This window comes from Shewanella sp. M-Br, assembly GCF_036245925.1.
In the GTDB taxonomy this organism is placed as follows: Bacteria; Pseudomonadota; Gammaproteobacteria; order Enterobacterales; family Shewanellaceae; genus Shewanella; species Shewanella oncorhynchi.
Genome location: NZ_BJBV01000007.1, coordinates 73467 through 95880 on the forward strand (window position 1 = coordinate 73467; position 22414 = coordinate 95880).

At 43.1% G+C, this 22414-nt stretch carries 34 protein-coding genes and 1 tRNA gene; 23 read left to right on the forward strand and 12 right to left on the reverse strand.

Annotated features, from left to right (window positions below; all coding sequences use genetic code 11):
• Positions 1-121: 121 nt before the first annotated feature.
• The 4 genes from AAA952_RS07450 to AAA952_RS07465 are packed head-to-tail and all read left to right on the forward strand — an operon-like array spanning position 122 to position 3162.
• Positions 122-1054 carry a DUF808 domain-containing protein gene (locus AAA952_RS07450; RefSeq protein WP_105251669.1) on the forward strand — a complete coding sequence of 311 codons (933 nt, stop codon included), beginning with the start codon at positions 122-124 and terminating at the stop codon, positions 1052-1054.
• A gap of 35 nt (positions 1055-1089) precedes the next feature.
• On the forward strand, positions 1090-2022 hold the full coding sequence (locus AAA952_RS07455; RefSeq protein WP_338255729.1) for a 3'-5' exonuclease: 933 nt from the start codon (positions 1090-1092) through the stop codon (positions 2020-2022).
• Positions 2019-2177, forward strand: coding sequence for a hypothetical protein (locus AAA952_RS07460; protein WP_219251175.1), 159 nt, complete (start codon positions 2019-2021; stop codon positions 2175-2177). The genes AAA952_RS07455 and AAA952_RS07460 overlap by 4 nt, the downstream gene beginning before the upstream one ends.
• Before the next feature lie 40 nt (positions 2178-2217).
• On the forward strand, positions 2218-3162 hold the full coding sequence (locus tag AAA952_RS07465; protein WP_338255733.1) for a hypothetical protein: 945 nt from the start codon (positions 2218-2220) through the stop codon (positions 3160-3162).
• A 108-nt stretch (positions 3163-3270) separates the two neighbouring features.
• Here AAA952_RS07465 and AAA952_RS07470 read toward each other — a convergent pair whose 3' ends face one another.
• Positions 3271-3609 carry a PBPRA1643 family SWIM/SEC-C metal-binding motif protein gene (locus tag AAA952_RS07470; protein WP_263178946.1) on the reverse strand — a complete coding sequence of 113 codons (339 nt, stop codon included), beginning with the start codon at positions 3607-3609 and terminating at the stop codon, positions 3271-3273.
• A gap of 381 nt (positions 3610-3990) precedes the next feature.
• Here AAA952_RS07470 and AAA952_RS07475 point away from each other — a divergent pair.
• Positions 3991-4067: transfer RNA gene (locus AAA952_RS07475), tRNA-Trp, on the forward strand.
• Positions 4068-4156: 89 nt separating this feature from the next.
• On the opposite strand, the gene AAA952_RS07480 is transcribed toward AAA952_RS07475, so the two are convergent.
• From AAA952_RS07480 to AAA952_RS07525, 10 genes are all read right to left on the reverse strand, one after another.
• A complete protein-coding gene (locus AAA952_RS07480; protein ID WP_338255737.1) occupies positions 4157-5182 on the reverse strand; it encodes a tyrosine-type recombinase/integrase in 1026 nt (341 codons plus the stop codon).
• Positions 5183-5184: 2 nt separating this feature from the next.
• A complete protein-coding gene (locus AAA952_RS07485) occupies positions 5185-5394 on the reverse strand; it encodes a DUF4224 domain-containing protein (protein ID WP_220054842.1) in 210 nt (69 codons plus the stop codon).
• Between the two features lie 10 nt (positions 5395-5404).
• Positions 5405-5569 (reverse strand): hypothetical protein, encoded by a 165-nt coding sequence (locus AAA952_RS07490; protein WP_338255741.1) that lies wholly within the window; start codon positions 5567-5569, stop codon positions 5405-5407.
• A gap of 14 nt (positions 5570-5583) precedes the next feature.
• Positions 5584-5850: an adhesin biosynthesis transcription regulatory family protein gene (locus tag AAA952_RS07495; RefSeq protein WP_263161723.1), complete on the reverse strand. Its 267-nt coding sequence runs from the start codon at positions 5848-5850 to the stop codon at positions 5584-5586.
• Entirely contained in the window at positions 5847-6191 is a 345-nt protein-coding gene (locus tag AAA952_RS07500) for a hypothetical protein (protein ID WP_330149481.1), read from the reverse strand. The genes AAA952_RS07495 and AAA952_RS07500 overlap by 4 nt, the downstream gene beginning before the upstream one ends.
• A gap of 34 nt (positions 6192-6225) precedes the next feature.
• Entirely contained in the window at positions 6226-6552 is a 327-nt protein-coding gene (locus tag AAA952_RS07505; protein ID WP_338255749.1) for a hypothetical protein, read from the reverse strand.
• 152 nt (positions 6553-6704) lie between these two features.
• Positions 6705-7121: a hypothetical protein gene (locus AAA952_RS07510; protein ID WP_338255751.1), complete on the reverse strand. Its 417-nt coding sequence runs from the start codon at positions 7119-7121 to the stop codon at positions 6705-6707.
• Complete coding sequence (locus AAA952_RS07515) at positions 7121-7438, reverse strand: STAS-like domain-containing protein (protein WP_338255753.1); 318 nt, start codon at positions 7436-7438, stop codon at positions 7121-7123. Before AAA952_RS07515 ends, AAA952_RS07510 begins: the two co-directional genes overlap by 1 nt.
• Positions 7435-8544, reverse strand: a complete 1110-nt coding sequence (locus tag AAA952_RS07520) for an ATP-binding protein (protein WP_338255755.1) — start codon at positions 8542-8544, stop codon at positions 7435-7437. The genes AAA952_RS07515 and AAA952_RS07520 overlap by 4 nt, the downstream gene beginning before the upstream one ends.
• Before the next feature lie 13 nt (positions 8545-8557).
• Positions 8558-9187, reverse strand: a complete 630-nt coding sequence (locus AAA952_RS07525) for a LexA family protein (protein ID WP_338255757.1) — start codon at positions 9185-9187, stop codon at positions 8558-8560.
• Between the two features lie 92 nt (positions 9188-9279).
• On the opposite strand from AAA952_RS07525, the gene AAA952_RS07530 reads away from it, so the two are divergent.
• The 11 genes from AAA952_RS07530 (at position 9280) to AAA952_RS07580 (ending at position 15696) form a co-directional block, all read left to right on the forward strand.
• Positions 9280-9501 (forward strand): helix-turn-helix domain-containing protein, encoded by a 222-nt coding sequence (locus AAA952_RS07530; RefSeq protein WP_338255759.1) that lies wholly within the window; start codon positions 9280-9282, stop codon positions 9499-9501.
• Positions 9502-9513: 12 nt separating this feature from the next.
• Positions 9514-10122: a hypothetical protein gene (locus tag AAA952_RS07535; protein WP_338255761.1), complete on the forward strand. Its 609-nt coding sequence runs from the start codon at positions 9514-9516 to the stop codon at positions 10120-10122.
• Positions 10115-10387, forward strand: coding sequence for a hypothetical protein (locus tag AAA952_RS07540; protein WP_338255763.1), 273 nt, complete (start codon positions 10115-10117; stop codon positions 10385-10387). The genes AAA952_RS07535 and AAA952_RS07540 overlap by 8 nt, the downstream gene beginning before the upstream one ends.
• 87 nt (positions 10388-10474) lie before the next feature.
• Positions 10475-11302, forward strand: a complete 828-nt coding sequence (locus tag AAA952_RS07545; RefSeq protein ID WP_338255765.1) for a helix-turn-helix domain-containing protein — start codon at positions 10475-10477, stop codon at positions 11300-11302.
• Entirely contained in the window at positions 11299-11976 is a 678-nt protein-coding gene (locus tag AAA952_RS07550) for a replication protein P (protein ID WP_338255767.1), read from the forward strand. Before AAA952_RS07545 ends, AAA952_RS07550 begins: the two co-directional genes overlap by 4 nt.
• Positions 11960-13162 (forward strand): tyrosine-type recombinase/integrase, encoded by a 1203-nt coding sequence (locus tag AAA952_RS07555; protein ID WP_338255768.1) that lies wholly within the window; start codon positions 11960-11962, stop codon positions 13160-13162. The genes AAA952_RS07550 and AAA952_RS07555 overlap by 17 nt, the downstream gene beginning before the upstream one ends.
• A complete protein-coding gene (locus tag AAA952_RS07560; RefSeq protein ID WP_220054856.1) occupies positions 13159-13374 on the forward strand; it encodes a helix-turn-helix domain-containing protein in 216 nt (71 codons plus the stop codon). The genes AAA952_RS07555 and AAA952_RS07560 overlap by 4 nt, the downstream gene beginning before the upstream one ends.
• Positions 13364-13705 carry a hypothetical protein gene (locus tag AAA952_RS07565; protein WP_338255771.1) on the forward strand — a complete coding sequence of 114 codons (342 nt, stop codon included), beginning with the start codon at positions 13364-13366 and terminating at the stop codon, positions 13703-13705. Before AAA952_RS07560 ends, AAA952_RS07565 begins: the two co-directional genes overlap by 11 nt.
• 53 nt (positions 13706-13758) lie before the next feature.
• The gene (locus AAA952_RS07570) at positions 13759-14469 is read left to right on the forward strand and encodes a hypothetical protein (RefSeq protein WP_338255774.1); all 711 of its coding nucleotides are present in this window, start codon (positions 13759-13761) and stop codon (positions 14467-14469) included.
• Positions 14470-14830: 361 nt separating this feature from the next.
• Positions 14831-15064 carry a hypothetical protein gene (locus tag AAA952_RS07575; RefSeq protein ID WP_338255777.1) on the forward strand — a complete coding sequence of 78 codons (234 nt, stop codon included), beginning with the start codon at positions 14831-14833 and terminating at the stop codon, positions 15062-15064.
• An 89-nt stretch (positions 15065-15153) separates the two neighbouring features.
• Positions 15154-15696: a YniB family protein gene (locus tag AAA952_RS07580; RefSeq protein WP_338255779.1), complete on the forward strand. Its 543-nt coding sequence runs from the start codon at positions 15154-15156 to the stop codon at positions 15694-15696.
• Between the two features lie 140 nt (positions 15697-15836).
• Here the strand turns inward: AAA952_RS07580 and AAA952_RS07585 are convergent, their stop codons facing one another.
• A complete protein-coding gene (locus AAA952_RS07585) occupies positions 15837-16034 on the reverse strand; it encodes a hypothetical protein (RefSeq protein WP_338255781.1) in 198 nt (65 codons plus the stop codon).
• Positions 16035-16260: 226 nt separating this feature from the next.
• On the opposite strand from AAA952_RS07585, the gene AAA952_RS07590 reads away from it, so the two are divergent.
• The 7 genes from AAA952_RS07590 (at position 16261) to AAA952_RS07620 (ending at position 22334) form a co-directional block, all read left to right on the forward strand.
• Entirely contained in the window at positions 16261-17295 is a 1035-nt protein-coding gene (locus AAA952_RS07590; protein ID WP_338255782.1) for a hypothetical protein, read from the forward strand.
• A gap of 360 nt (positions 17296-17655) precedes the next feature.
• Positions 17656-17913, forward strand: a complete 258-nt coding sequence (locus tag AAA952_RS07595; protein ID WP_220054859.1) for a hypothetical protein — start codon at positions 17656-17658, stop codon at positions 17911-17913.
• Positions 17914-17975: 62 nt separating this feature from the next.
• A complete protein-coding gene (locus AAA952_RS07600; RefSeq protein ID WP_330149494.1) occupies positions 17976-18464 on the forward strand; it encodes a hypothetical protein in 489 nt (162 codons plus the stop codon).
• A gap of 10 nt (positions 18465-18474) precedes the next feature.
• Positions 18475-18759 (forward strand): hypothetical protein, encoded by a 285-nt coding sequence (locus tag AAA952_RS07605; protein ID WP_263161769.1) that lies wholly within the window; start codon positions 18475-18477, stop codon positions 18757-18759.
• A 551-nt stretch (positions 18760-19310) separates the two neighbouring features.
• Positions 19311-19880, forward strand: coding sequence for a terminase small subunit (locus tag AAA952_RS07610; protein ID WP_263161771.1), 570 nt, complete (start codon positions 19311-19313; stop codon positions 19878-19880).
• Positions 19837-21816, forward strand: coding sequence for a terminase gpA endonuclease subunit (locus AAA952_RS07615; RefSeq protein WP_338255788.1), 1980 nt, complete (start codon positions 19837-19839; stop codon positions 21814-21816). The genes AAA952_RS07610 and AAA952_RS07615 overlap by 44 nt, the downstream gene beginning before the upstream one ends.
• Entirely contained in the window at positions 21816-22334 is a 519-nt protein-coding gene (locus tag AAA952_RS07620) for a hypothetical protein (RefSeq protein WP_263161777.1), read from the forward strand. Before AAA952_RS07615 ends, AAA952_RS07620 begins: the two co-directional genes overlap by 1 nt.
• Positions 22335-22414: the final 80 nt, after the last annotated feature.

A 22414-nucleotide genomic window follows, 5' to 3' on the forward strand; every position in this document is an offset into this window, starting at 1 on the left:
CCAATAACGTAAGTAACTTAAGCAGTTAAGTTGGAAAGCATTTCGCTATACGCAACTAATCTAACTAAGCTACTATGGCAAAAGCAGAATGGTTTATAGATGATTTGTAGAGGGATTTAGCATGGCAGGCGCGAGTTTATTAACCTTACTTGACGATATCGCATCAATTTTGGATGACGTAGCGGTAATGAGTAAAGTGGCGGCAAAGAAAACCGCGGGTGTACTGGGGGATGATTTAGCCCTCAATGCCCAGCAAGTGACGGGCGTAAGCGCCGATCGTGAATTACCCGTCGTGTGGGCGGTGGCTAAGGGATCATTCCGTAATAAGTTGATTTTAGTACCAGCAGCAATGCTTATCAGTGCTTTTATTCCCTGGGCTGTCACCCCTTTATTAATGTTTGGTGGACTGTTTTTATGTTACGAAGGGTTTGAAAAACTGCATCACAGTTATAGCCATAGAAAAGGCCAGCAACAACACGAAACCCAAGTAGAGAATGAGTTACCTGAGATTAAAGATTTCGCCGCCTACGAGGCCGAAAAAGTCAAAGGGGCGATTCGTACCGACTTTGTGTTATCGGCGGAAATTATTGCAATAACCCTTGGTATCGTGGCGGACAAATCCCTATCGACACAGTTTTTTACGTTAGCTGTCATTGGGATCGTCATGACCATAGGCGTGTATGGCTTAGTGGCGGCGATTGTGAAAATGGATGATGCGGGTTTGTACTTGAGTCAACGTGAAGGTGCCTCTGTATTAACTCAAATGAACCGTAAATTAGGTTTTGGTTTATTGAGCGCAGCTCCCGTATTAATGAAAAGTTTAACGATTATTGGCACGGCAGCCATGTTTATGGTGGGCGGTGGGATTTTAACTCATGGCCTACACCTAGTCGGCGAGCAAATCCACCATGCTGAACAAGCGGTTGCTGCCATTGGTGTTGTTGGACCTGTGTTTGCTGTGCTGACGCCAAGTATTCTTAATGGCTTATTTGGTGTCGTTGCTGGCGCTGTTGCACTTATTGCGATGACAGGAATACAGAAATTGCGTAGTTAACTAGCTGCGCGCATCAACCATCAAGGATGAGCACAATGAAGTTAATGAAGTACTGTGTCTCCCCGAGTAAGCTGGCTTGGTTACGTAAAGAGTTTGGCAAAGATGCCGATGGGTTAATGGCGGCAATGGATGCTGCTGGCACGGCTTATCTTGATAACCTCAATGCCTCGACTGAGCCGCTGAAAAGTGAGCGGGTATCGGCCGAGGCTGAAAATGCGATTAAAGCTAAAACTCAGCTTCAAGCGCAGCGTCAGTGGGCATATTTGTGGCTGCAGCAACGTATCGCTTTGACTACACGTATTGATGATATTGAACTTGCAGCGTTAGCAGCTTTTGAATTTCAACATGTCCGCATCGAGGTGGTTGAGCCATCGGAGTTTAATGCAGTATTGGCACTATTACAGGTTGAGCAAGTCTTAGGTTTTGATACAGAAACCCGTGCAAGCTTTGAGCGCGGCGTGCAACACCCCTTGAGTCTTATCCAAATCGCGACAGCGAATACCTGTTATTTATTTCAGCATGCCATTCTGGGAGAGCAATTCATCCAGTTAAAAGCCTTATTAGAAGATGAAACCATACTCAAAGTCGGGGTTGGTTTACGCAGTGATGCACAAGCTCTCAAGCGGCAATGGGACATTAATGTCGCTTCAACATTAGATTTAAATTGGGCACTGGCTCAACTTGGAGCGGAGAAGGAAATGGGGACGCGCCAATTAGTTGCGGCGCTTTTGGGTGTACGTATCGACAAACCTAAAAAAGTCACCTTATCGAATTGGCAGCACGTGCCTTTATCCAGTGCGCAAATTCATTATGCCGCAGCCGATGCCTTGGCCGCACTCAAATGCTTCAACGCGTTAATCACTCAACTGACACCCTTTTATCATGCATCAAGTGCCGCAAAAGCCGCATTATTAATTCCTTCAAGTTTGATAATTCCATTGGCGAAATATTTTAAGGATGCAGAATGAAACACAAAACCCAAGATGCCGCAAAAGTTAAAATCATGCCATTACATTCGGATGCGAGCTCGCAAGGCACCAGCACTTTAGGTTTGATTTACCGCGTACTTGGCATCTTGCTTCTGTTAAGTGTTATCACTTTTGGGATTAATGCTTGGGCATAGATAGCGGTATTGCCAGCAGTCGAAAATAAAGGAGAACACTATGTTAGATGCTATTTGTGAACTCGAAACAGAGGATCATTTAATTGCGAGAACGACTTATAGTGTTTTTAAGTTTCAACAATTACCCGATGAGGATATCGAGCGTTTGCGGCAATGGTTAATTTGCCCCGCCTGCGGTGGTAAAGCATATTTCCGTAAAGCCTCAAAAGACGGTAAAGCCGCTTGTTTTGGCTCGCGATATCATCAAGCCGATTGCATTGAATTTAAACCTTCGGCACAAAAGTCCCGTGAGGAGCAAGATGCCATCGAAGTGCAGCAACAGCTGGTGGACGCCGATGCCTTAATGATCGATTTTAGCCGTAAACCTCGTCGCCATACGCCTGCAAACAAAGCTTCGACTGCACAGGTATTAAGCAGCAAGACTGAGCCAACGCCTAAATTGTCCTCTATGCCTGAGTCATCGAAAGTGTCTGTTGCACCGTCAGTGGATGATCGGATACAAGAGTCGAAAACAGGCTACCAAGTTAACACCGCTGAACATTCCACTGAAAAACGAGTGCCCAGCCAAGGGCTCGAAAAGTTACTCCACAGTTTATTGCGCGGTACAGATTTAGCAAAATCGGATCTCTGGGTATACACAGACGCTGAGCGAAAATACCGTTGGCGGGCGAAGAACCTGTTTGTCAATTTTGCCGATGCGGACCCAAGCGACAATAAACCCCACATGTATTGGGGCACGATATCCCACACTGACCCGACGATGAGCTGGCTTAACCCCGCCGACAGTAAAGATATCGGCATTCCTATCGATGGGATAAAGCAACCATTATTAGCGCAATTTGAAATAGAAGATAAACGCTGCTTTGAAGGCGCTGGTTTAATTTTATTTGGTAAATGTTTTTGGAATAAAGAAAAGACCCGCAAAATTATTCAGCTATGGAATAACGATTTGCAGCGGATTTTTATCTCAAAGTTGGAAGATTAATTGGCTTTGGGGAGAGAAACTAAAAAGAGGGGGGAGAAAAGGGGCGATTCCCGACGCACAAAAGCGTTACAGCAAAAGTCCCTATCTATATCACGCTGATGAAAGCGCTTACTTGCCGCAGCACTTCTTGAATTTTTGACCGCTACCACAAGCGCAAGGCTCGTTACGATTCGGTTTTTTCTCGAAAGTCGTGGTCTTAGGCTTATTTAATAAACCGTCTAATTCAACAATATCTTCAGCGACGTCGGCATTGACTTCGATATTGGCGAACAGCTGGTGTTCGGCAACAATCGCGGCAACTTCGAGTTTACGCGCTTCGTCGGCAACAATTAATTGTAATGGTAATGCTTCTGTACCCGGTTTAGCGGCACGCTTAGTGTTGTAGCCATAGCTTTCGTGCTTCGGCTTGGGGGTTTTACGACCCTTGAAGAAAAATTTGTCAGACATGAGTGGTTCCGTCGAGCTGTGTATGAAATTGACGATGCTTATACTATAAAACGCCGATTTTATAAATCGAACTCAGATCTTTTTTCGATAAATGCGCGTCTTTAACCCTTAAGCACCTCAAAATGGCCGAAACGGCACACTTATTCGACGTCATCAAACTGATTTGTTGTGGGATCATTTAGTCTAGTTACCTTTAATCTATGGGCTTTAAACTAAGTATCTACTACGCCATTAAGCTAATATGCGATGGCTTTTTAATCTCAGTGGCAGTTAAATCAACAGCAATAGCCTAACTTGTTTGAAAAACCTTCAGTTAATGAGTTTTGCCATAAAAAGTACTTTACCTTTGGAGGTGCTTTTAGCATAATGCCCCACGTCAACAGGGGTGTAGTTCCAATTGGTAGAACAGCGGTCTCCAAAACCGATGGTTGCGGGTTCGAGTCCTGCCACCCCTGCCAAATAAAACAACGGCTTGCATAGAAATATGCGAGCCGTTTTCTTTTTGTTGGAATAAGTGTTGAAAAAAGATATGCAGTTCATCGCATCTCTATTCACCTTTATTACCGCCTAAAGTGGGTACCACTGGCACTCTTCTGTCGTAAGTGTTTACTTGCGCTAACGTCTTATGACCACTGAATTGTTGTTTTTCTGCCAAAGTTCCTTCAAAGTCACTAATGCCCTTGGCTTTAAGATCATGAAAAGTGAAGTCTGTTGCTAGATGTGGGTATTGCTCCTTCATTTTATTAATAGCACGGCGCCATGAAGAACGAATACCTTCGGATGATAGCTTTCCGCCTCTATCTTTATTAATGACATAAATGCTGGCAACACAAGACTGTAAACTTTTGGCTTCATCGATGATGTTTCTTAACCTATTTGACCAGCCTTTGATTTGGCGCTTGCCGGTTTTACCTTGCTGAATAAATAATCCTTCCTCTGTTACTTGTGACCATTTCAGGTCGATCACATCTCCCTGACGAGCAGCACATAAATAACTTATCTCTATTGCCAGTCGTAGGCGTAGCTCTGCGCAGTCACAAATAGCCTGATATTCCACATCGGTGATATAACGCTCTCTCGCTTTTAACTTAAACTTTTTAATCCCTTTTGCTGGATTGCTTTTGCATCGGCCGCGCTCATATCCCCAAGCAAATACCACACTGGCAGAGGCTAACTCATGGTTTGCCTGTGTTTTACTGCTTACTCCGCGCTTATCCATATAAGTGCGGATATGGTGTGGCTCAATGGCGTCGGGACGCATTTTGCCAAATACCTTACCAAAGCGTTCAAGCTCTTGTTCTCGATCTTTTTGAGTGCGGGGAGCTAACTCAATAAAGTGAGTGCTTGTTAGGTATTCATTGATCAAACTGCGCATGGTATAGACGGCATTGAGTTCACCAATCGCGGACTCATAGGCTACCCACACTTCGGCACGGCTCGCATTGATACCACATAGGGTGATCGTTTTAGTACTACCAGCTTGCTTATAGATATAACTTACATACTGACCACGTACCTTATTGCGGTATACCCTAGGTGGCATCCAGGCATCTTCTGCTTTGCGTTTACGCATTATTACATTGCACCAAAATCAGGTTCATCATTGGCAGCGGCTTTCGCTTTCATGCCATAGGGATTATTAACAAAGTGCCAAGTGACACTGGGTTTGCCGTCCTTTCGAATAAAGAAGTTAATCCCCATTTGCCCAAGCCATTCAATTTGTCCTGAAGCACGTTTATGGCCTGACAGTTCCTCAAGATCTTGCTCTGTTAGGATTTGTTGCATGATGAGTCCTTTATCTCTTAACGGATACTCTGTGAATACCTTTGGCGGCTCGAATGGCTACGGCACGATTTGTGGTAAATCCACCTCCGGGTAAGGCCCAGCCATCTTTTACGGCGACTATCCAACCAGAGCCTATGATGATGTCCTGGTTATTTACTTGTTCTGGTAACTGCATAGTGTTGTTCTCCGTTATTGTCGGTTAACTGACAAATCTTTATTAATCCAGTCGATTTCTTTTATCCGCTCAACTGTAGCGGCCACACTTTCTAGGCGTTTACGGGCTCGGGAGAAGTTACCGGCGTCGATGCTATTCCTCGCGATCGCCACAGAGTCTTGAAATCCGAATACGTAATAATCTTCTAACGCTTCACAAATTCCCTTCGAGTCGATACGGGTGAGTGAAACCAATAGCTTGAGGCGCTTAGACGATTCACCACCTTGGATTAGGTAATTCATAGCTGTTCTCCGTTATAAACTTCCCAAGAAAACAGTGGCCTTTTAGTCTTTGGGTGTACTTTCCCTGTTGGTTTTCTATAACGAATATGCAGCTCTTTATGGGGTTCCTGTGTTTTCGCAAGCTCAATGTATTGTTGGCATAGCGTTGGCGTTGAAAGTGAATGACTGAGTTTTTGTGGTTTCATTTTTTCAAAGTTCGCTAACGTCAATTCTTCAAGTTTTTGTTCGTACTCGGTAGGTGATAGGTCTCGGCGATTAGCACCATAACCAACACTTGTACTGCATTTTTTCCGCGCAAGTTTTTTGGCTACACCCAAGGAAATTCCGTATACATAAAACATATTGTGTCTCCTGCTCCGGCCCAGATGCCGCCATTTAGGCTCTTGCTAAGGCTAAGTGGCTTATGTTTTCAGATGAGACTTTAGTGACTGATGCTTTACCTGAACGGGGATCAACATATAGCGAATACTCTTGGCCAAGTTCGCCACTACGGCCGACAAACTGTTGGTGGAATAGCTGAGTTGCATTGTTAAAAAAAAGATGTTGTTCTAGGTCTTGCAGACGCTGTTGCACTCGTTCGCTCTCCATAGGATTGCTGTTTGGATAGCGTATAGCGTGTAAGACGGCGGCAAAGCGGATTGAGACCAGTAGACGATGTTCCTGGCGTTGTTTGGTGGTGCTTGGTGTATGGGTGAGTATCATGATTCCACTCTTTGGTTGTAAAAGATAGAATCATTACAACTTTAAACTGTATTTGTGTCAACAGTTTTTAGTTGTTTAAATTGTTTTAGGTTGTTTTAACGTGAATTTAAGTATAAAAAAACCCGCATTTGCGGGGTTTCTTGGAGGTTAAATCAAAAAACTTTGGGGAGTTTTTGCAATAACTCAATCTGTACGGCCAGAAGCTCTCGCATAAGTTCCATCTTTCTGTCAGATTTCAAGTCATCACTAGTTGTTAATCTTCTGATTTTTCTTATGTTTGCACTGGGCGTCACTAAATTCTTATCAAATGAAATAACTCTTTTCACTAGAAATTGGAGTTGTTGATTCTTTGATATTAAGTTGTAATACATATCCAGTTGAAAGTCTTCACTTTTTAAAAATGTTAAAAAATCTTGATTCATTTTTTCAAATAAAGACTCAATTGCATCTATTGTCTTATTTCTTTCAGAACGTTTATCTCGTGAAATTGTTAATCTGTGATTTAAGACGGGCACAGCCCCCCAACTAACAATCGTTAGTATCCAAGCAACCCAAAAGTAACCTTCCATCAGCTACCTCGTTGAGCATCTTGTATATATTCAATTATTTCTTCTATTAATGAAGGATCATCTTCAGACTTTAGGTTATCCATAAGAAATTTCAGCTTATTTTTAGATACGCCCTTGCGAACTAAGCCACCGAAAGCTTCTTCTAAAAACGAAGATCCATATCCAAATACACCATCAAGATCGACTTGAACTTCATCATTGCTAGCAAGCTCAACTAACAAGACATCGTCTCTGAACTCTTCACCGCTATGAGGTCCAAGTTTTTTAAATCTAGGTCCTGGGAATCGGCTAAATTCTGCTACTGTTACTGTTTTCATATCTTATCCAGATCATTGGCTATTGGAATTGACCACTCAACTATTGTGCCATTTATCGGTGAACGAGTTTCGAAAGCATAGCCCCTTTTGAGAGCATGTGTACCTTTGTACTGATAAACTCCGTGGCCAGAAAAAATTGTCAACGTGCTACCAGGATGGCTATCAATAACAGAAGTTAAGTCTTTCCCTCCTTTACCTCTGTTTTGCTTCTGAGTCCTAGTTCTTTTGACTAAAGTTGAAGCTTCAATAATTTTACAATCTGTAGTTGCTTTTCCACCTAGAAGTCCCCAAATTTTTCTGAGTACCTCTGGAGGCTGTGTTTTTTCTAATGTGTTCGGAATACCGTGACCTAAGTCACTAATGAGTATAACTAGTCTACCATTAAGTATTGCTATAAACATCCACCAACGGTTGTCAGTGAGATCTGCTTTTGAAGCAATTTCTTGAGAATAAGCGTGTTCTACTGCATTAGCTAATGCTTCAAGTGAGCTTCGATACAGTATGTTTGTGTCTATCCCAGCTTCTTTTGCCTGCTCTATCAAGCTTGCTGCAACCTCACCATCAGCAACTCTACCTACTGCATGTTTCCAACATCTTACACTAGCTAACTCTCTTAAGTGTCTACTTGGTTGTCCCAGTAGTTCATAAAATCCAAGTCGATTCAATACTGAATCAACCAAGGGGAAAGGGGTCCTATCCTTTTTTGAGAGTAATGTTTTTGGTGGTTTTACTACTGAAAAATTAACGTTAGGAAATTTTTTTACTGAGCGATCAGTTTCTGAAAATAAACTAATTGCAGCAGCTGCAGTAATTAAGTTTGTACTTCTAAAACATATGCTTACTTTAGTATTCTTTTGATTGTGAGCTTGCTTTATCGCCTTTTGTAAATTTTGAATAAAAGTGTTAGTTGGTCCAAAATGTTTGGGTTTATAAAAATTCAAAATACTTGGTGCAATAACTCTAATTTCACTTACAACTTTACGTGCTTTCCAAGGTTTTTTTCTAGTTAACTTTGAGAATGAGCCTGATTGGAGCCGTTTTGAAGAAACCTTTCTTCCAAAAAGGTCTAGTTTGTTTTTTTGCTTACGATCCCTGTTTTTACGCATGTTGTGACCTAGTTTAGAATGAACGTCCTGAAAAAATTACTACACCGACAATTGAACAATTCCCATTAATGGGGATCAGCTGCTCTGGCCAATTAGGGTTTAATGGCTTTAAAAATTTTAAACTACCCTCTACAACTAACTGCTTAAATGTTGCTTCATTTTGGTCATTTAGCCGAGCAACAACATAAGAGTTATGACGCCATTCAACTTCGGGATCTACAAAGATTAAATCGCCATCATGAAAGGTGGGTTCCATACTAATGCCTTGTACTTTCAGCACAAAGGTATTGGCGCTACAGCTCACTGGGCAAGGAAAACGCTCGGCTTCAAGAGCATGTATTTCTTCAATGACGGACCAAGCTCCAGCCTGTACCCAACTTATTAATGGAAAGAACCCCTTAATTTCTGGACCAACAGATATGTTGCTTGTTTCAGACGATGGGATATTGTCGCGACCAAATAACAGCCATTCAGGAGAGCATTTAAGAATACGCGCTAGGTCAACTATTTTTCTAGGATTCTGGGTTTTACCATCTTCAATTTTTTGCAGTGATTGTTGGGTAATACCTGACCCCTCGGCAACATCCTTTTGAGTCAGGCCGAGTGCGATTCTTCGTGATTTTAATCTGTGTGCTAGGTTCATGCTTTGATTCTCACAACTTTAAGTGTAATTGACAAACAGTAAAAACTGTTATCAAATACAGTTTTGGTTGTTATTACATGTAAGGGAGTCAAATGTTAGCTATTGAAAAAGCGATAGAGATTATTGGTGGGCAAACAGTATTAGCCAACCAGCTAGGAATCAGACAAGGCCATGTGTGGAATTGGCTCCATCGTCATAAACAAGCCCCTGCCAAATATATCCGTTTTATTTCCACCGCAACTCAAGGTGAGGTCAGTGTGGATGAGTTACTGCACGATCACGAAACTAATCACCAGCTCAAGCATACTGCTTAGGGATTAATCTTCATGAAACACAAATCACGGTTGGATTTATTAATGGTGGCAATTCACCGTTGGCTTGAAATGCCTAAGGTGAGCCGTTCGATTATTGCCTCTGAGATTGTTGTAGCGGCTAATGAACTTGGGCTAATGCCTTTGTTGGCAAATGAGGGGATAAGTTTTAACAATACAAGTGACCCGTATAACGATTCGCGGGTCAATGCCCAAAAGATTTTTAGATGGCTTGGGCAGTATCAAGAAACCCATGCCATGCCTGAACGTTTATTCCACGTTGAACAAGCCATTTTGGCGGCTATGCCTCAGCACTTGAAGCTGAACTACCTTAACGCCGTTTACGGCATTGTTGGGGTAACTGTTGTTGCCGACCATGGATTTTCCGGGAATGAGATTAATACCGCGGCGTTAGCTATCACTTTGACCAAAGAAAACTCCGAAGCCCAAATTGCCGTTATTCAACTCGGTAATGCGCCAAGCCGTGATGAGGTTATGGCCGCATATCGTGAGCTAACTGAGTCAAGGGGAACAACCCAAGCAGCTCTTGATTTGCTTGAGAAGCATTATCCATTTGTTGGTAATAAAGCCGGCTTAAAGGCAGTGGAGGGGAACCATGTTTGATGAGGAATGTTTGATCTGTTGTTTTTATGGTGCAGCAAACTACAGCGCACATTCACATGATCTGGATAGTCAGTTAAGTGACAAAGATCCGATAGAGCTTGAAGCTGAAATTACTGCCCTTAAAGCCAAAAAAGCAAAGCTACAAGCAGACGGTGAGGTTGGGATAAAGCGTGAAGTTCTATTGGCGCGGTCTAATTGCGATTCACTTAAGTCCGAAAAAATGAAGAAAGCCTGCCGAATGTTTGGCGACAGAGTGCAGGCTTAATACCCATCTAAAAGGCAATAGCATGATAGATAAGCAAATGAGTTTAGTCAATTTGACTAATTTGAGGGAAAGAACGGGGGCTTACGTATGAGTATGGAGCTAATGGTGCTGGCGATGAAGGTGAAAGTCGGCAACCCCCTACGCAAGCTGGTTCTAATCAAGCTCGCTGACAATGCGAGTGATAGTGGCGAGTGTTGGCCGAGCTATCAATATATTGCTGAGCAGTGCGAGATTGGTAACAGTACGGTGCGTAAACACATTAAAGATCTTGCTGATGATGGTCTGTTGACGATTAAGGCCAGAAAAGGTCCAAAAGGCAATGACTCAAATGTGTATAAATTGCACCTTCGGGAAGGTGAACGCAAACCGTCTAAGCACGAGCCTTTGCAGCAGAATGAAAATCCGTCTTTAACACCAAAACAGGCCGCAAAGGCTGATAATTCAAGGGTGCTACCAGATAGCATAGGGGGATGCCAGCAGATAGCAGACCCTATGTCATCAGATAGCATAGGGGTATGCCAGCAGGTAGCAGACCCTATGCCACCAGATAGCACCGAATCAGTCATTAAACCAGTCATTAAAAGCTCTAAAAAAACTATACAAAAAAATGCGCTGGATTTTTCTGCTTGGCCAGCCATGCCGAGTGAACAGACATTGGCTGATTGGCAGGCTATGCGAAAACGACAAAGGGCTGATGTTAGCCAAACGGTGATTAATCGTTTAGCGCCACAGTTGCACTTAGCCGTTGGTGCCGGTTTTAGCGTCGATGATTGCTTGGCCGAATGTGTTACTCGAAATTGGCGTGGATTTAATGCTGTGTGGTTAGGGAATGCGGGCGTAAGCCCTAATCATATTCCGACTGCTTCAGAGGATTGGACTCGCCATGTATTTGACCCGGAGGACCCTTTGGTATGAGCGCACAAAGCATACAAACCTTAATGCATTCACGGCCGATTGTTGGGAATGGCGGGCAGGGTAATAGGGCTGAACCGACTACTGCAGATCGGGCCATTGTGGATAGTATTTTCGTCAAACTAAGAATTTTATTTCCTGTTGGTGCGCCTCGCCAGGATGAAGAAGGAATACATAAATCTGAATGGCTTAAGACACTAGCAGTGCAGGGGATTCGTAGTCGTGAACAAGTTCAGCATGGTTTAAATAGGGCGCGGCGAGAGGTAGGCGACCGTAAGTTTTGGCCTACTCCAAGGCAATTTTGTGCCTGGTGTATGCCATCTGCAAATGATGCCGGATTGCCAGAGTTGGAAGCTGCCTATCGCGAAGCGTTAAAGCATTACCATCGTCCCGATAGGCACCGCTGGAGCCATGATATTGTGCGTTTGGCTGTACGCGAGACTGGAAGTTGGTTATTTGCTCAAGGGGCTGAAAAAGAGGTTTTTGAGGTGTTTAGCCATAATTACACGCAATTAGTTAGGCGGTATGTGGCCGGTGAGGATTTTGATTTTGAGTTACCGAAAGCTTTACCGGCAGAAGTGACTGTTCCAACCGCTCCCTCTAAGGCACGGCAGATACTGGCTGAGTTAAGGGCTAAGCATGGTTTGGGTGGGGGGATTGATGCCAAAATCGGTTAAGCCTTTCGTGGGAGTGCAGTTTGGTAAGGCTAATATAACAACAATAAAACGCTGGTTAGTGGAGTCTGGTGCGCGTGAATTTAGGGATTGGCAATATCCCAATGTGAAGTTTAGGGCGAATAAAAATAGGACTAAAGCGAGCGTGTTCTTGGTGTTGCATGAGGGTGGGAAAAGCCTTTGGAAGAAGCAAGGCAACTTTCCTTCTATGTGTTTGAAGACGTTTTTTAATGGCTTACCACAATTACTGGCCAAACGTGCGATTGGTGAGATTAGCAATAGTAGTGAATTGCTAACGCTTGAAGATCTGTTGCTTTGGTATGCAGAGCATGTTTCGACCAATACAACCTTAAGTAAAAGTTGGCGAGATAACTGTGTCTCAATGATCCATAAGCAGCTCTTACCAAAAGTCGGGCACCAAAAAATCATTGAGTTTGATTTTATTAGTATCGACTCTTTACTGGTAAAAGCGATGCTTTCTGCCGAGTATGCTCCCCATTATATCCGTCTATGTGTAAACGTTTTAAAAAGAGCTTTTTCGGCGGCATGCGATTTACGTTTATTAGCGGTTAACCCGCTAGCTGGATACAGAGTGCAGTTTAGCTTGAAGTTGGGCCCAGCGTTAGAAACAACACTCACAGAGACGGATTTAACTGAACTGTTTGCTGCATTACAGGGTGCTAGTCGTCCTGCCAATTTACTGTTTTTACTTATGCTGATGTTTGGAACACGCATTAATGAAACCCGGTTAAGCCGTTGGGAGCACTTTGCTGGTGATTATTGGATTATCCCTGCCGTAAATGCCAAAACCCGCCAAGAGCACCGGTTGCCATTAACCCCAGCAGCAAAGGCATTATTACTTGGCTATCGCCAATGGCAGTTAAAGCATATAGGTAAGCGAGCTTACTTATTTTGTGGTGATAGCGGGGTGATCTCCAAAAGAGCTGCGCAATACTGGAGTGAGCAAATTCGCTTTAAAGAGTTTACTAGCCATGCGCTTCGTAAACTCTGTCGAACCATTATTGCTGATATGGGCGTGGACACTATGGTTGGCGAGCGCATTTTAAACCACGCCTTACCGGTATTACTGCGCACTTACGTGCATAGCACCTTAGATAAAGGTGTTTTGGCGGCGCTTGAGGCTTATCACCAACACTTGGTTAAGCGCGGATTTGTGGGGGCTGTATGACTCGTGGATTTGAGATTTTAAAAACGGGTCGCCGTATTCGTGGTTTGACCCAAGCTGAAGTTGCTGAAACCTATGGCGTTAACTCAAAGACTTATCAGCGTTGGGAACGTGGGCAAACGCCAGTTTCCTATGATGATTTAACGGCGATTTGCGACCAGGTGTTTCGTATTCCATTGAGTGAAATCCAAAGGGCGGCGGTTTATGCAAGATGATGTAAGAGAAAGGATTACTATTAAACAGCTGCGCAAAGAGCTGACTCAGTGGGGGCGTTATTGGTCGAACAAGGAGTATGGGCAAGGGCACGCCAGCCGCAGCGCCTGCGATAAGTTGGGAGAGGTCCGTTGCTTTGGTTCGGTTATCAGTGAAGTCACAGTTCCTGCCCATATTGCCAACTATGATCGACAAATTACCCGGTTAAGTCATGATTGCCGCCGTGCCTTACGTGTCCACTATATCTGTAAACGCAACTGGGCTTTGGTGGGCTTCGATTCACAAAAATCTTACCTGTATTGGCTACGGCGAGCGGAGGGGGAGTTGCTTTGATAACCACATAAAGTTTAAAGTTGGTTTGAAGTGAGCATTGGAGTTTTAACTATATGAGCAAAAAGCCAAAATCGAACCTTATTGACCAGTCATTGACGCAAGTCAATAAGGACGTTTTATCTGATATAGCTGAAATATCGCTCGATACTACAATGAAAAAATTTGTGACAGACCAAGAGCTTCTTAGAGATCTTCCTGTAATTAAATGGCTGGTTGCTGCCAATAGTGTATGGAACTCGGTTCACAATGCACATTTTCTTAAGAAATATGCGAGCTTTATTGGTCAAATTTCAGTCGAACATATAACTAAAGAAGATGTGCTTTTACTAAAAGAAGATGTGTTATCTGCTGAGGTTATTGAAAAAATTACTGAGAATACGTTGATTTATATTGACCGTTATCATGATGAAATTAAAGCAAAACTACTTGGGCAACTATTTGTTGAAACCTTTGTAAACTATAGTTTTTCAGGTGATGAGTATAATTCTTTGATGTTCAGTATTGACTCCATACATCCGTTTGAGGGTATACCAAGACTTAAGGAATTTTATCAATATGAGATTCAAGTGAATGCAGCTTTAAATGATGACGAGAAACGTAAAATTTGGATGCAAAGAGCACAGTTGGGTTACCAACCATTAGTTATGTCTGGATTGCTACATTTGCCAGGGGGAGGCTCCTATGCCGGAAGTCTCGGTGGGGCGTCAATCAATGAACTAGGATTCAAATTTTACGAGAAGGTGGTCCGGAAGGTTATTAATTGATGATTCGTTTTATTTATTATGAAGCTTTATTTTATACCGCTATTACTTAGCTGTTGTTGTGTTGATGTTCTAGTCCACTAATCGTTGTTGCTTGCTCTTTATTTTTAATTAGATTTGAAAAATACCTTTGGAATCGACTTTTTCGACTGATATACACAACTATCACTTTTCTCTGTTTTTTATAGTTTTTATACGGATATTTGTGCGCTCCTTCTCTTTTTGATAAGTTTAACAAGATGTAAAGTTATAAGGATTTAGCTGTGGGTTTTAAGTAGTGTGCTTGTTATCCTTGTCGGTGTTTTTGTCAAACAGAGCCTTTGTTAGAACGCTGATAAGTTTTATTAAATCATAGGAGATAAACATGGCTTTGTATAAATATGGAAATACGCTAACCCAGTCACAAGATGCTGCCTTCGATGCTGTTTATAGTCCAGGGACCGCTGCACCTCATCCTGGAATATATAGATGTACTAACTGTGGTGATGAGATTGCTATTGCTGGAGGTCACACCTTACCTCCACAAAACCACAAGCAACACAGCACTAGTAATGGCCAAATTAAATGGCAGCTCATTGTTTATCCAGTACAACAATAATCTATAGATAGTTCAGATGTTTTACATAGCTAAAGGGCTAGTTGTTGCTAGTTCTTTAGCTACATACCAACAATTCAACGGAGTATTGAGTGAATATTAAAGAAGCCAAGAAGAAGGCCGCGGTGAAGATCGTTATTGGTGTTGTTATTGCTTTACCTTCAATCGTGTCTACAGTCATATCGTTTCTAAAGATGATTTACTATCGGCTAGATGATGGGACTCAATTTGGTAGTGCACTTGCTCGACCATTTAAGCAGTTGGTAATTTGGGTGTATGAACATACCCAACCGTTAAGTGTGTTCTGGAAACATTCACCTATTCCAGATCATATGAACTTGTCTGAGCCAAAAAACGTCTATTTCATATTCATCTATATGCTTTTTTTTGTTGGTATTGCGTTTTTGGCATCTGGCAAAAAACTAAATATACGAATTGCGAAGATAAATGAAAAGATCGAAGATCAACTCATTGAAGAATCGATAAAAGGCTATAATGCTCGAAGTAGAGAGCAAATAGAAGCATCTACTCAGGTATCATCATCAAGTATTTTCTCTCAGCTACATCAACTTTATCTTGCTCCATTGGTTACAGCTGTAATTGGTGCAATAATAATAAAAGCATTAGGAATGTAGATACTTAACAGGCATATGAATAATTTATGCCTAATAATTTTAAAATCAGGTGGGAAATTAATTTTTTCTGCCTGTTTTTATGAATACATCAAATGATGTTCTTAAAATTATTAGACTCAACATCTACTAGTGCCTAATTCTTAGATTTTCTTTCCCATAAAAATCAATTTTGCTATTGGTTTTGCATTTATTTGTTCATCCATACGGGCTATAACTTCTTCACCATTGATTGTTATAAATAGACCTAGAACACTTTTAGTAAGGTGTTTTTTTGTATCAAAAATTGCAATCTGCTGAGCTCCATCGGCGTTTTCTAGTATTCGGGTTATTAGTGCCATATTTATACTTTTCTCTATGTTTTCTTGATAAGTCTATGAGAACACACCTTTCCAATCGCGCAATAAATCCGCCATGCCACAAAGCGCAAATTCAAAGTATTTTCCTTTAATTACATATAGTTTCTCCTTAGTAGCATGATTTTTCTAGCTGTTTTTTCGTACGTGCATTTATTCGTTAAATGTACTAAAGTACGACTTATTGTTGTTATTGCGAATAAAAAGACGTATGGCTAGGAAAACTTTCTTAATTAGTCCTGAACAAGTTAAATCTTTACGTTTAAAAGTAGGGCTGACTCAAAAGCAAGCCGCAGAACTGGTCCATGTTTCACTTCGACAGTGGCAGAAATTTGAAGAGTCTGAATCTTCTGGTACCCATGTACGAATCGCTGATGCTACTTTGGAATTGTTCTGTTTGAAGACAGGCTTATCGTTTCCACCAAATTTTAGCGATGGCTATCACCATGGGAAAGTTATTAGTTTTGCCGGTGGAGCAGGAGGTATGGGACGATCTTCGCTCACTCGAGATATGGCGATTCTTCTCGCTAATGATGGTTATGATGTTTTAGTAATCGTAAATGAGAAATATAGCCATCTAAAGTTGATGGAAAAATATTTCATTTATTCAAATCAGCCATATCCAAAAATATTATTTAGTGAAGATGTTTGTTGGAGTGGAGAGGCTGTTTTTGAATCTGCATTCAGCGATATAGCAGGTTACTACGATTTTATTTTTATAGATTTTGAGTTTGGTAGAGGTCATTTAGGTATTACTAGCTTCCCTGTGGATTTAATTATCACTCCTTATCGTCTTAATAATCAGTTTCAAGTTTCAATGAAAAATACTTATGAATTTATTGAGCAAAAAAAACAAGGGAAGATTGAGAATCCTAAAGTTCAAATGGCAGCGTTGTTGATAGATGTTAGTTCCGATTTTACTTTTAATTTTGTATATCACGGATTGGATTATTATTTAGATAATTCACAACTGAAAAGTATTGAAGATGAACTTAAAAGCTATGAATTGAAAATAGAGCTGGAGCTGCTTCCAAAGTTCAATAAATTGAGTGAAGAAGGAGTGTATGTATTTAATTCGTATACAACTAAAACATATGATTTTTATAGTAATTTCTCAAAGGTGCATAATGGTGGGAATGAGGCTGTGATGCATTATTTATATAACCAAAACACTATGGCGGCACATGATTTACGAGCTATAAAAAAAGAGATGTTAATGTTACTTGGTATTACTGGTGTTCGATAATGTATGACTGAGATATTTCTGAGATCATCTTGTTTTCTTAGTCAGCCCTAAGCCCTGTAACACCAAGCTCTACAGCCAAGTTATTGCATCAGCCTCAGAGAAGGATGCAATGGTTTAGTCAATTTGGGATGAGTTTGGTTAATCGGTAAGTGAAAAATGTCAGTTAAGTGACAAAATTTGAGCCTGAACCAAGGCAAAAAAGGTTTTTTCTGTGGCAAAAGACTTAAAAAGGGACATTTTTAGGGCTATTTGAAACGCCGAAAAACTGTACATTACAGCTATGCTCACCAAAGCAATAACCTGAGAACTTCACCTGTTGCCCTATTCATTTGGATAGGGCATTTTTTTGGCCTAAAGCTTATGAATGTATTAATAAAAGCCAGCGAATGGAAAGGGCGTTTAATTGCCTACGGTGGCGGTAGTGGTATCAGTATTTTTTCTAGTGAAGTGGCGGCTAAGGCACAGGAAGCCGCAGATATGGCGGCACAAATTCCTACCTCAGCTTTTACTATTTCCACGTTAGTTTCAGTTGGTGGCTTGTTAGTTGTGGCAGGCCGATTAGTGTTTGATATTTGGAAATATTTAGACGAGCGTCAGCAGGCTAAGAAGCCCAAATAAAACAGTCAACTCATTCCATAAGCCCTGAATATTCGGGGCTTTTTTGTTTCTGGAGGATTGCTATGACCGTGTATTACGGCCTCGTTAATAAGCAGCAAGTAATGGTGTTTGCTCAAGCGGTTTGTGGGGTGTTAGGCGGTGGTGATAAGGCCGTTGATTTATTGATTGAGACTGCAGCAGCTGAAACGCTATTGGGCTCTTATCGTGACTTAACCACTTATGCCGCTGGAACAGGTGTAACACAGGTAGATGAAGGCACGTTTGATTGGTTAAAGAGTAAATACAAAAAACATCGACTGGCTGATGCGCTTTATCAGGCATTTGGCATCTATCTGGGCAAGGTTAGCTATGTCGAGCTAGAAACCTCGCCATTACTGAGTTTTATCTTTTGTCGCTTACGTTATTTCGCTGTGCAGAGTCCGATACCTGAGACTCGTGAAGGGCGAGCGCTGTACTGGAAGCGGCATTACAACACATCGGCAGGCAAGGGCACACCAGAGGAGTACTTGGTGCGGTGTGAGCTTGCAGGTGTTAATGCGTTACTTCCATAGGAGATTGATTATGCAAAAACTATTTTCAAATACGAAATTAGCCACAGTTTTCGGGTTAATGCTTGCTTTAGTGTTAATGCCATTTGCGGCATTGGCAGCATCGCCAGAACTAATTCCACCTATTGAGGCATTGCCGGGATGGGCAGGAGTGATGATTGCTGTGCTTTATGGTGTTGCTCATGCTGTTGCATTACTGCCAACGTCTATTACCTCTCGTTTACCTAATGCATTGAAAGCAATACTTAATTTTGTTGCTGCTAATTACGGTGCAGCAAAGAATGAGAATAAGCAGTGAATTGGCTGAAGTTGTTCGTTTTACTGCTTGAGTGGGGCGTGCAACTAAAAAGGCGTGATGATGAAACAAAGCGTGAAGAACGGTTGCGACTGGCTAAGACCAATCCTGGTGATTATTTGCGTCAGTTTGGGCGGGTGCAGCATGTTACCGACCCCCAAAACCCCATGCGTGGCAACAGTTCCAGTGCTAACGAATGTGATCGAGAGCGATGAAGTTTTTATTGTTTCTCAATCAGACATGGCTCAGCTCACGCTTTACATTGAACAATTACGCCAATGCGTTGCAGTCAACTCTATGTAATCTTCTGATATGAAAGAAAAAAGGTACTCCTAGGAAAGGAGTTAACCAACGGGGCATAGACTCGCGGAGTCTGCCTCGTTTCATATTTTCAAACTGAGTCCTTTCTCCTTTCTGGTTTGAGAAAGGACTTTTGATAAAAGATTTTTGAAATCAGATCGTTGTTTTAAATATGAAGAAAGGACTTTGGAGCAAAAGAAAGGACTTTTGTTTGATTTTTACTCAATTTAAGAAGTCCTTTCTTTTGGTGCGTTATGGCATATGTAAATCGTAATGAATTTGCTGACATTTTGGGTAAGTCACCCAAATGGGTTGCTAACCAAATTGACTCGGGGTTACCCGTTGAAGGAGGTGGGAGTAGAGGTAAGGCGTTAGTTATAAATACTGAGCTAGCGATCAATTGGTTGATCGAGCGTGAAGTAAAACGACAGGTTGGTGAGCTTCAAGGTCCCAACGGTGCTCCTGTAGAAGGCACCAAAGATGGTGAAGAGCTGCTTTTAACCATGGCTAAACGGCGTAAGGCCGATGTAGATGCCGCGAAAGCCGAGCAATCTGTGATTGATTTGGAAGATGTTGGGCAATTTTTATATGCAATTTCCGCACTCTATGGCAGTGAACTCAACAGCTTGGGAGCGCGTTTAGCTTCAGAGGTCGCACAAATACATGAACCAGCCATGTGCAAGCATCGAATCGACAGTGAATGCCGCCGTGTCCGCGCTGCCACAGCTGAACGCCTCCGTGGATTTGTTGCTGAATACCGTGCTCAACAGCGCAGTGATCGTGGATGCGAAGCCTCTGAGGAATGCGGCGACTTGGGCGACTGAGAATCGGATCATGCCACCCGGCTCTCCGATACCAGGGCCCTTTGATACTTCGACAACGCCTTACATGCTTCCTGTTTGTGAAGCATTTGCTTGTCCGCAGTTTAATCGCGTGACCTTTGTGATGGGAACGCAAATGGGTAAATCTGCAACGATGCAGAATGTCATTGGTTGGAAGCTTGACGATGATCCTGCACCAATCATTTATGTCGGCCCTACAGAATCTAATATTAACAACGTTGTCGAACCCAAAATTATTGAAATGTTCCAAGAGGCCAAAACCTTATGGATGAAGTTCGACAAGAAAAGTACCAAACATAAGAAACGTGTCGCGGGCGCATCGCTGCGTTTTGCATGGGCAGGTTCGGCCACAGAACTGGCATCTGATTCAGCGGTTATCACGCTCGTTGATGAATTGGATAGACCCGATGAGAACGCCACAGGTGAAGGTGATTTAGCTGAAATTGCCGAAGCGCGTGGTGATGCGTATACCGATTCAAAGCTTGGACTCACCAGCACGCCAACTCACGGTATTGTGAGGGCATCGCCTCATCCTGATACAGGCTTAGTTCATTGGGCGCTTTCTGATAAGGGGAAAGTTTCAAGCCCCATTTGGCGGCAATGGGAAAAGGGAACTCGCCACGAATGGGCAGTACCTTGTCCCGACTGTCACGAATACTTTATGCCTAGAAGTGAGCTTCTATGGTGGCCAGGCATCGGGACTGAGGATGAGTGTACACCCGCTCAAGCAGTGAAAGCGGCGAGATTAATTTGCCCTCATTGTGGGAGCCAGATTGAAGACCGTCACCGTAAAGAAATGAACCGTCTCGGGGTGGCAATTGCTCCTGGTCAGGTTGCTACGCTTGCCGATGGGCATGTGCTTATCACTCAGAATGGCTATGAACATGTCATTCCCTATGCGGGTTTTTTGAATACCTCCGATGAAAACAACCATTTCAGTCTTTGGGTCAGTGGTTTGTGTAGCTTTTCTGGCAAGAAAAGTTATGGCTTTCTTGCTCGTAAATTGTTGGAAGCACAAAAGAGTGGTAACCCCAATGCATTACTGACTGTCTATAACACTGGTTTTGGTGAGATATACGCCATAGCCGGTGAGGCGCCAGAGTGGGAAGAGGTTTATGCGCTGCGTTCGTCCTATGCATCCGGCCAGATCCCTGAAGGTTTTGACCAACTCATTTGCACGGTAGACGTGCAGAAGAACAGGCTGTACTACGTGCTTCGCGCTTGGCGCCCTGGCATGTCTAGTCGTCTGATTGAGTGGGGCGAGATTTGGGGAGACACAGATAAGCCTGAGGTCTGGAATGAGCTGTCAGAGTTCCTAGAGCAGGAATGGGATGGCAAGCAAATCCAACTGATGGGTGTCGATGCTGGTTTCAGAACTGATGAAGTGTTGGCGTTCGTGCGCCGGCATAAGGGCCGAACTCGCGCCCTTATGGGGTTTGAGCGTTTGCCTAAACCGTTTCGTTTAGTTCGCCTTGAAGTAGATAAGAAGGGTAAGACTCGCCTGCACGGTGATAAACGATGGGACTTTGATACTACGTTGGCCAAAGCCTGGGTACATAGCCGAGTGCGCTGGCCCAAGGGCAAAGAAGGCGATTGGTTGATCCCCTCAGATATTACCGAGGAATACTGCCGCCATATTGTTGCCGAAGAATTTAACGAAGAGACAGGAAAGTGGAATCAGACCGCAAATCGGAACGATTACCTGGACTGTGAGGGGATGCAATACATGTGCGCCCGTATGCTGAGAATTGACCGCAAGAAGTCGTCTGCTTCACCAGATGAACCCGATGGCTCCGAGCATGAAGATGCCGAGCCAGATGAAGAAACTCCACCAAAAGCCACCAGAAAGCCAGTCAAGCGCAAACGGTCCAGCCGTAAACGCACCGGCGGCGGAGGCTTTGTCAGCCGGTATAGATAATGAATGAACCCAAGAAAATAAGCGCCGGTACCTCAGTTGGCTGGTCATTTGGTCACGAGTTAGCGGATGGCCAGTGGCAGTTTAACTATGCCCTGCGCGGCCAAGGTGCCATTGACATAGACACAACCGCTGCAGACGGACTGGTGACAGTCTCCAAGTTAGCCGATGTGACAGCAGCCTGGATTCCTGGGCTGTATGACTGGCGCCTGTATGCCAGTAATGGCGCTGACCGGCAGTTAATAGCGTCTGGCCAGATGGAGATTGAGGCCGATTTTGCCAGCTTGACCGCTGGGCACGATCCCCGCAGTCACGCCAAGCGAATGCTGGATGCGATTAACACGGTGCTCGAGGGCCGGATTCTTTCCGATCATGAGAGTTACACCATTGACGACCGCCGCCTAGACCGCATTCCCATTCTGGAATTGCATAAGCTGCGTCGGGTTTACATTCAAAAAGTCAGAAGCGAGAAGGGTAAAGGCTTCCGGCTTAAACGAGTGTTGACGAGGTTGCCAGCATGACAGAAGCCAAACAAGAAACCGATGGCCGCAAGACGCGCCGCAGCCAACCAGGCAGCAAACGCTTCGCGCTAGCAAAGCAA

Bases quoted from the DNA above. Each gene is read 5' to 3' on its own strand.
- AAA952_RS07550 (WP_338255767.1), top strand. From the start codon at position 11,299: ATGAGCGCACAAAGCATACAAACCTTAATGCATTCACGGCCGATTGTT.
- AAA952_RS07520 (WP_338255755.1), bottom strand. From the start codon at position 8,544: ATGCGTAAAAACAGGGATCGTAAGCAAAAAAACAAACTAGACCTTTTT.
- AAA952_RS07470 (WP_263178946.1), bottom strand. From the start codon at position 3,609: ATGTCTGACAAATTTTTCTTCAAGGGTCGTAAAACCCCCAAGCCGAAG.
- AAA952_RS07555 (WP_338255768.1), top strand. From the start codon at position 11,960: ATGCCAAAATCGGTTAAGCCTTTCGTGGGAGTGCAGTTTGGTAAGGCT.
- AAA952_RS07585 (WP_338255781.1), bottom strand. From the start codon at position 16,034: ATGGCACTAATAACCCGAATACTAGAAAACGCCGATGGAGCTCAGCAG.
- AAA952_RS07480 (WP_338255737.1), bottom strand. From the start codon at position 5,182: ATGCGTAAACGCAAAGCAGAAGATGCCTGGATGCCACCTAGGGTATAC.
- AAA952_RS07500 (WP_330149481.1), bottom strand. From the start codon at position 6,191: ATGTTTTATGTATACGGAATTTCCTTGGGTGTAGCCAAAAAACTTGCG.
- AAA952_RS07460 (WP_219251175.1), top strand. From the start codon at position 2,019: ATGAAACACAAAACCCAAGATGCCGCAAAAGTTAAAATCATGCCATTA.
- AAA952_RS07540 (WP_338255763.1), top strand. From the start codon at position 10,115: ATGTTTGATGAGGAATGTTTGATCTGTTGTTTTTATGGTGCAGCAAAC.
- AAA952_RS07570 (WP_338255774.1), top strand. From the start codon at position 13,759: ATGAGCAAAAAGCCAAAATCGAACCTTATTGACCAGTCATTGACGCAA.
- AAA952_RS07560 (WP_220054856.1), top strand. From the start codon at position 13,159: ATGACTCGTGGATTTGAGATTTTAAAAACGGGTCGCCGTATTCGTGGT.
- AAA952_RS07525 (WP_338255757.1), bottom strand. From the start codon at position 9,187: ATGAACCTAGCACACAGATTAAAATCACGAAGAATCGCACTCGGCCTG.
- AAA952_RS07595 (WP_220054859.1), top strand. From the start codon at position 17,656: ATGAATGTATTAATAAAAGCCAGCGAATGGAAAGGGCGTTTAATTGCC.
- AAA952_RS07565 (WP_338255771.1), top strand. From the start codon at position 13,364: ATGCAAGATGATGTAAGAGAAAGGATTACTATTAAACAGCTGCGCAAA.
- AAA952_RS07455 (WP_338255729.1), top strand. From the start codon at position 1,090: ATGAAGTTAATGAAGTACTGTGTCTCCCCGAGTAAGCTGGCTTGGTTA.
- AAA952_RS07510 (WP_338255751.1), bottom strand. From the start codon at position 7,121: ATGGAAGGTTACTTTTGGGTTGCTTGGATACTAACGATTGTTAGTTGG.
- AAA952_RS07530 (WP_338255759.1), top strand. From the start codon at position 9,280: ATGTTAGCTATTGAAAAAGCGATAGAGATTATTGGTGGGCAAACAGTA.
- AAA952_RS07505 (WP_338255749.1), bottom strand. From the start codon at position 6,552: ATGATACTCACCCATACACCAAGCACCACCAAACAACGCCAGGAACAT.
- AAA952_RS07450 (WP_105251669.1), top strand. From the start codon at position 122: ATGGCAGGCGCGAGTTTATTAACCTTACTTGACGATATCGCATCAATT.
- AAA952_RS07495 (WP_263161723.1), bottom strand. From the start codon at position 5,850: ATGAATTACCTAATCCAAGGTGGTGAATCGTCTAAGCGCCTCAAGCTA.
- AAA952_RS07515 (WP_338255753.1), bottom strand. From the start codon at position 7,438: ATGAAAACAGTAACAGTAGCAGAATTTAGCCGATTCCCAGGACCTAGA.
- AAA952_RS07485 (WP_220054842.1), bottom strand. From the start codon at position 5,394: ATGCAACAAATCCTAACAGAGCAAGATCTTGAGGAACTGTCAGGCCAT.
- AAA952_RS07605 (WP_263161769.1), top strand. From the start codon at position 18,475: ATGCAAAAACTATTTTCAAATACGAAATTAGCCACAGTTTTCGGGTTA.
- AAA952_RS07535 (WP_338255761.1), top strand. From the start codon at position 9,514: ATGAAACACAAATCACGGTTGGATTTATTAATGGTGGCAATTCACCGT.
- AAA952_RS07590 (WP_338255782.1), top strand. From the start codon at position 16,261: ATGGCTAGGAAAACTTTCTTAATTAGTCCTGAACAAGTTAAATCTTTA.
- AAA952_RS07610 (WP_263161771.1), top strand. From the start codon at position 19,311: ATGGCATATGTAAATCGTAATGAATTTGCTGACATTTTGGGTAAGTCA.
- AAA952_RS07465 (WP_338255733.1), top strand. From the start codon at position 2,218: ATGTTAGATGCTATTTGTGAACTCGAAACAGAGGATCATTTAATTGCG.
- AAA952_RS07575 (WP_338255777.1), top strand. From the start codon at position 14,831: ATGGCTTTGTATAAATATGGAAATACGCTAACCCAGTCACAAGATGCT.
- AAA952_RS07600 (WP_330149494.1), top strand. From the start codon at position 17,976: ATGACCGTGTATTACGGCCTCGTTAATAAGCAGCAAGTAATGGTGTTT.
- AAA952_RS07620 (WP_263161777.1), top strand. From the start codon at position 21,816: ATGAATGAACCCAAGAAAATAAGCGCCGGTACCTCAGTTGGCTGGTCA.
- AAA952_RS07545 (WP_338255765.1), top strand. From the start codon at position 10,475: ATGAGTATGGAGCTAATGGTGCTGGCGATGAAGGTGAAAGTCGGCAAC.
- AAA952_RS07490 (WP_338255741.1), bottom strand. From the start codon at position 5,569: ATGCAGTTACCAGAACAAGTAAATAACCAGGACATCATCATAGGCTCT.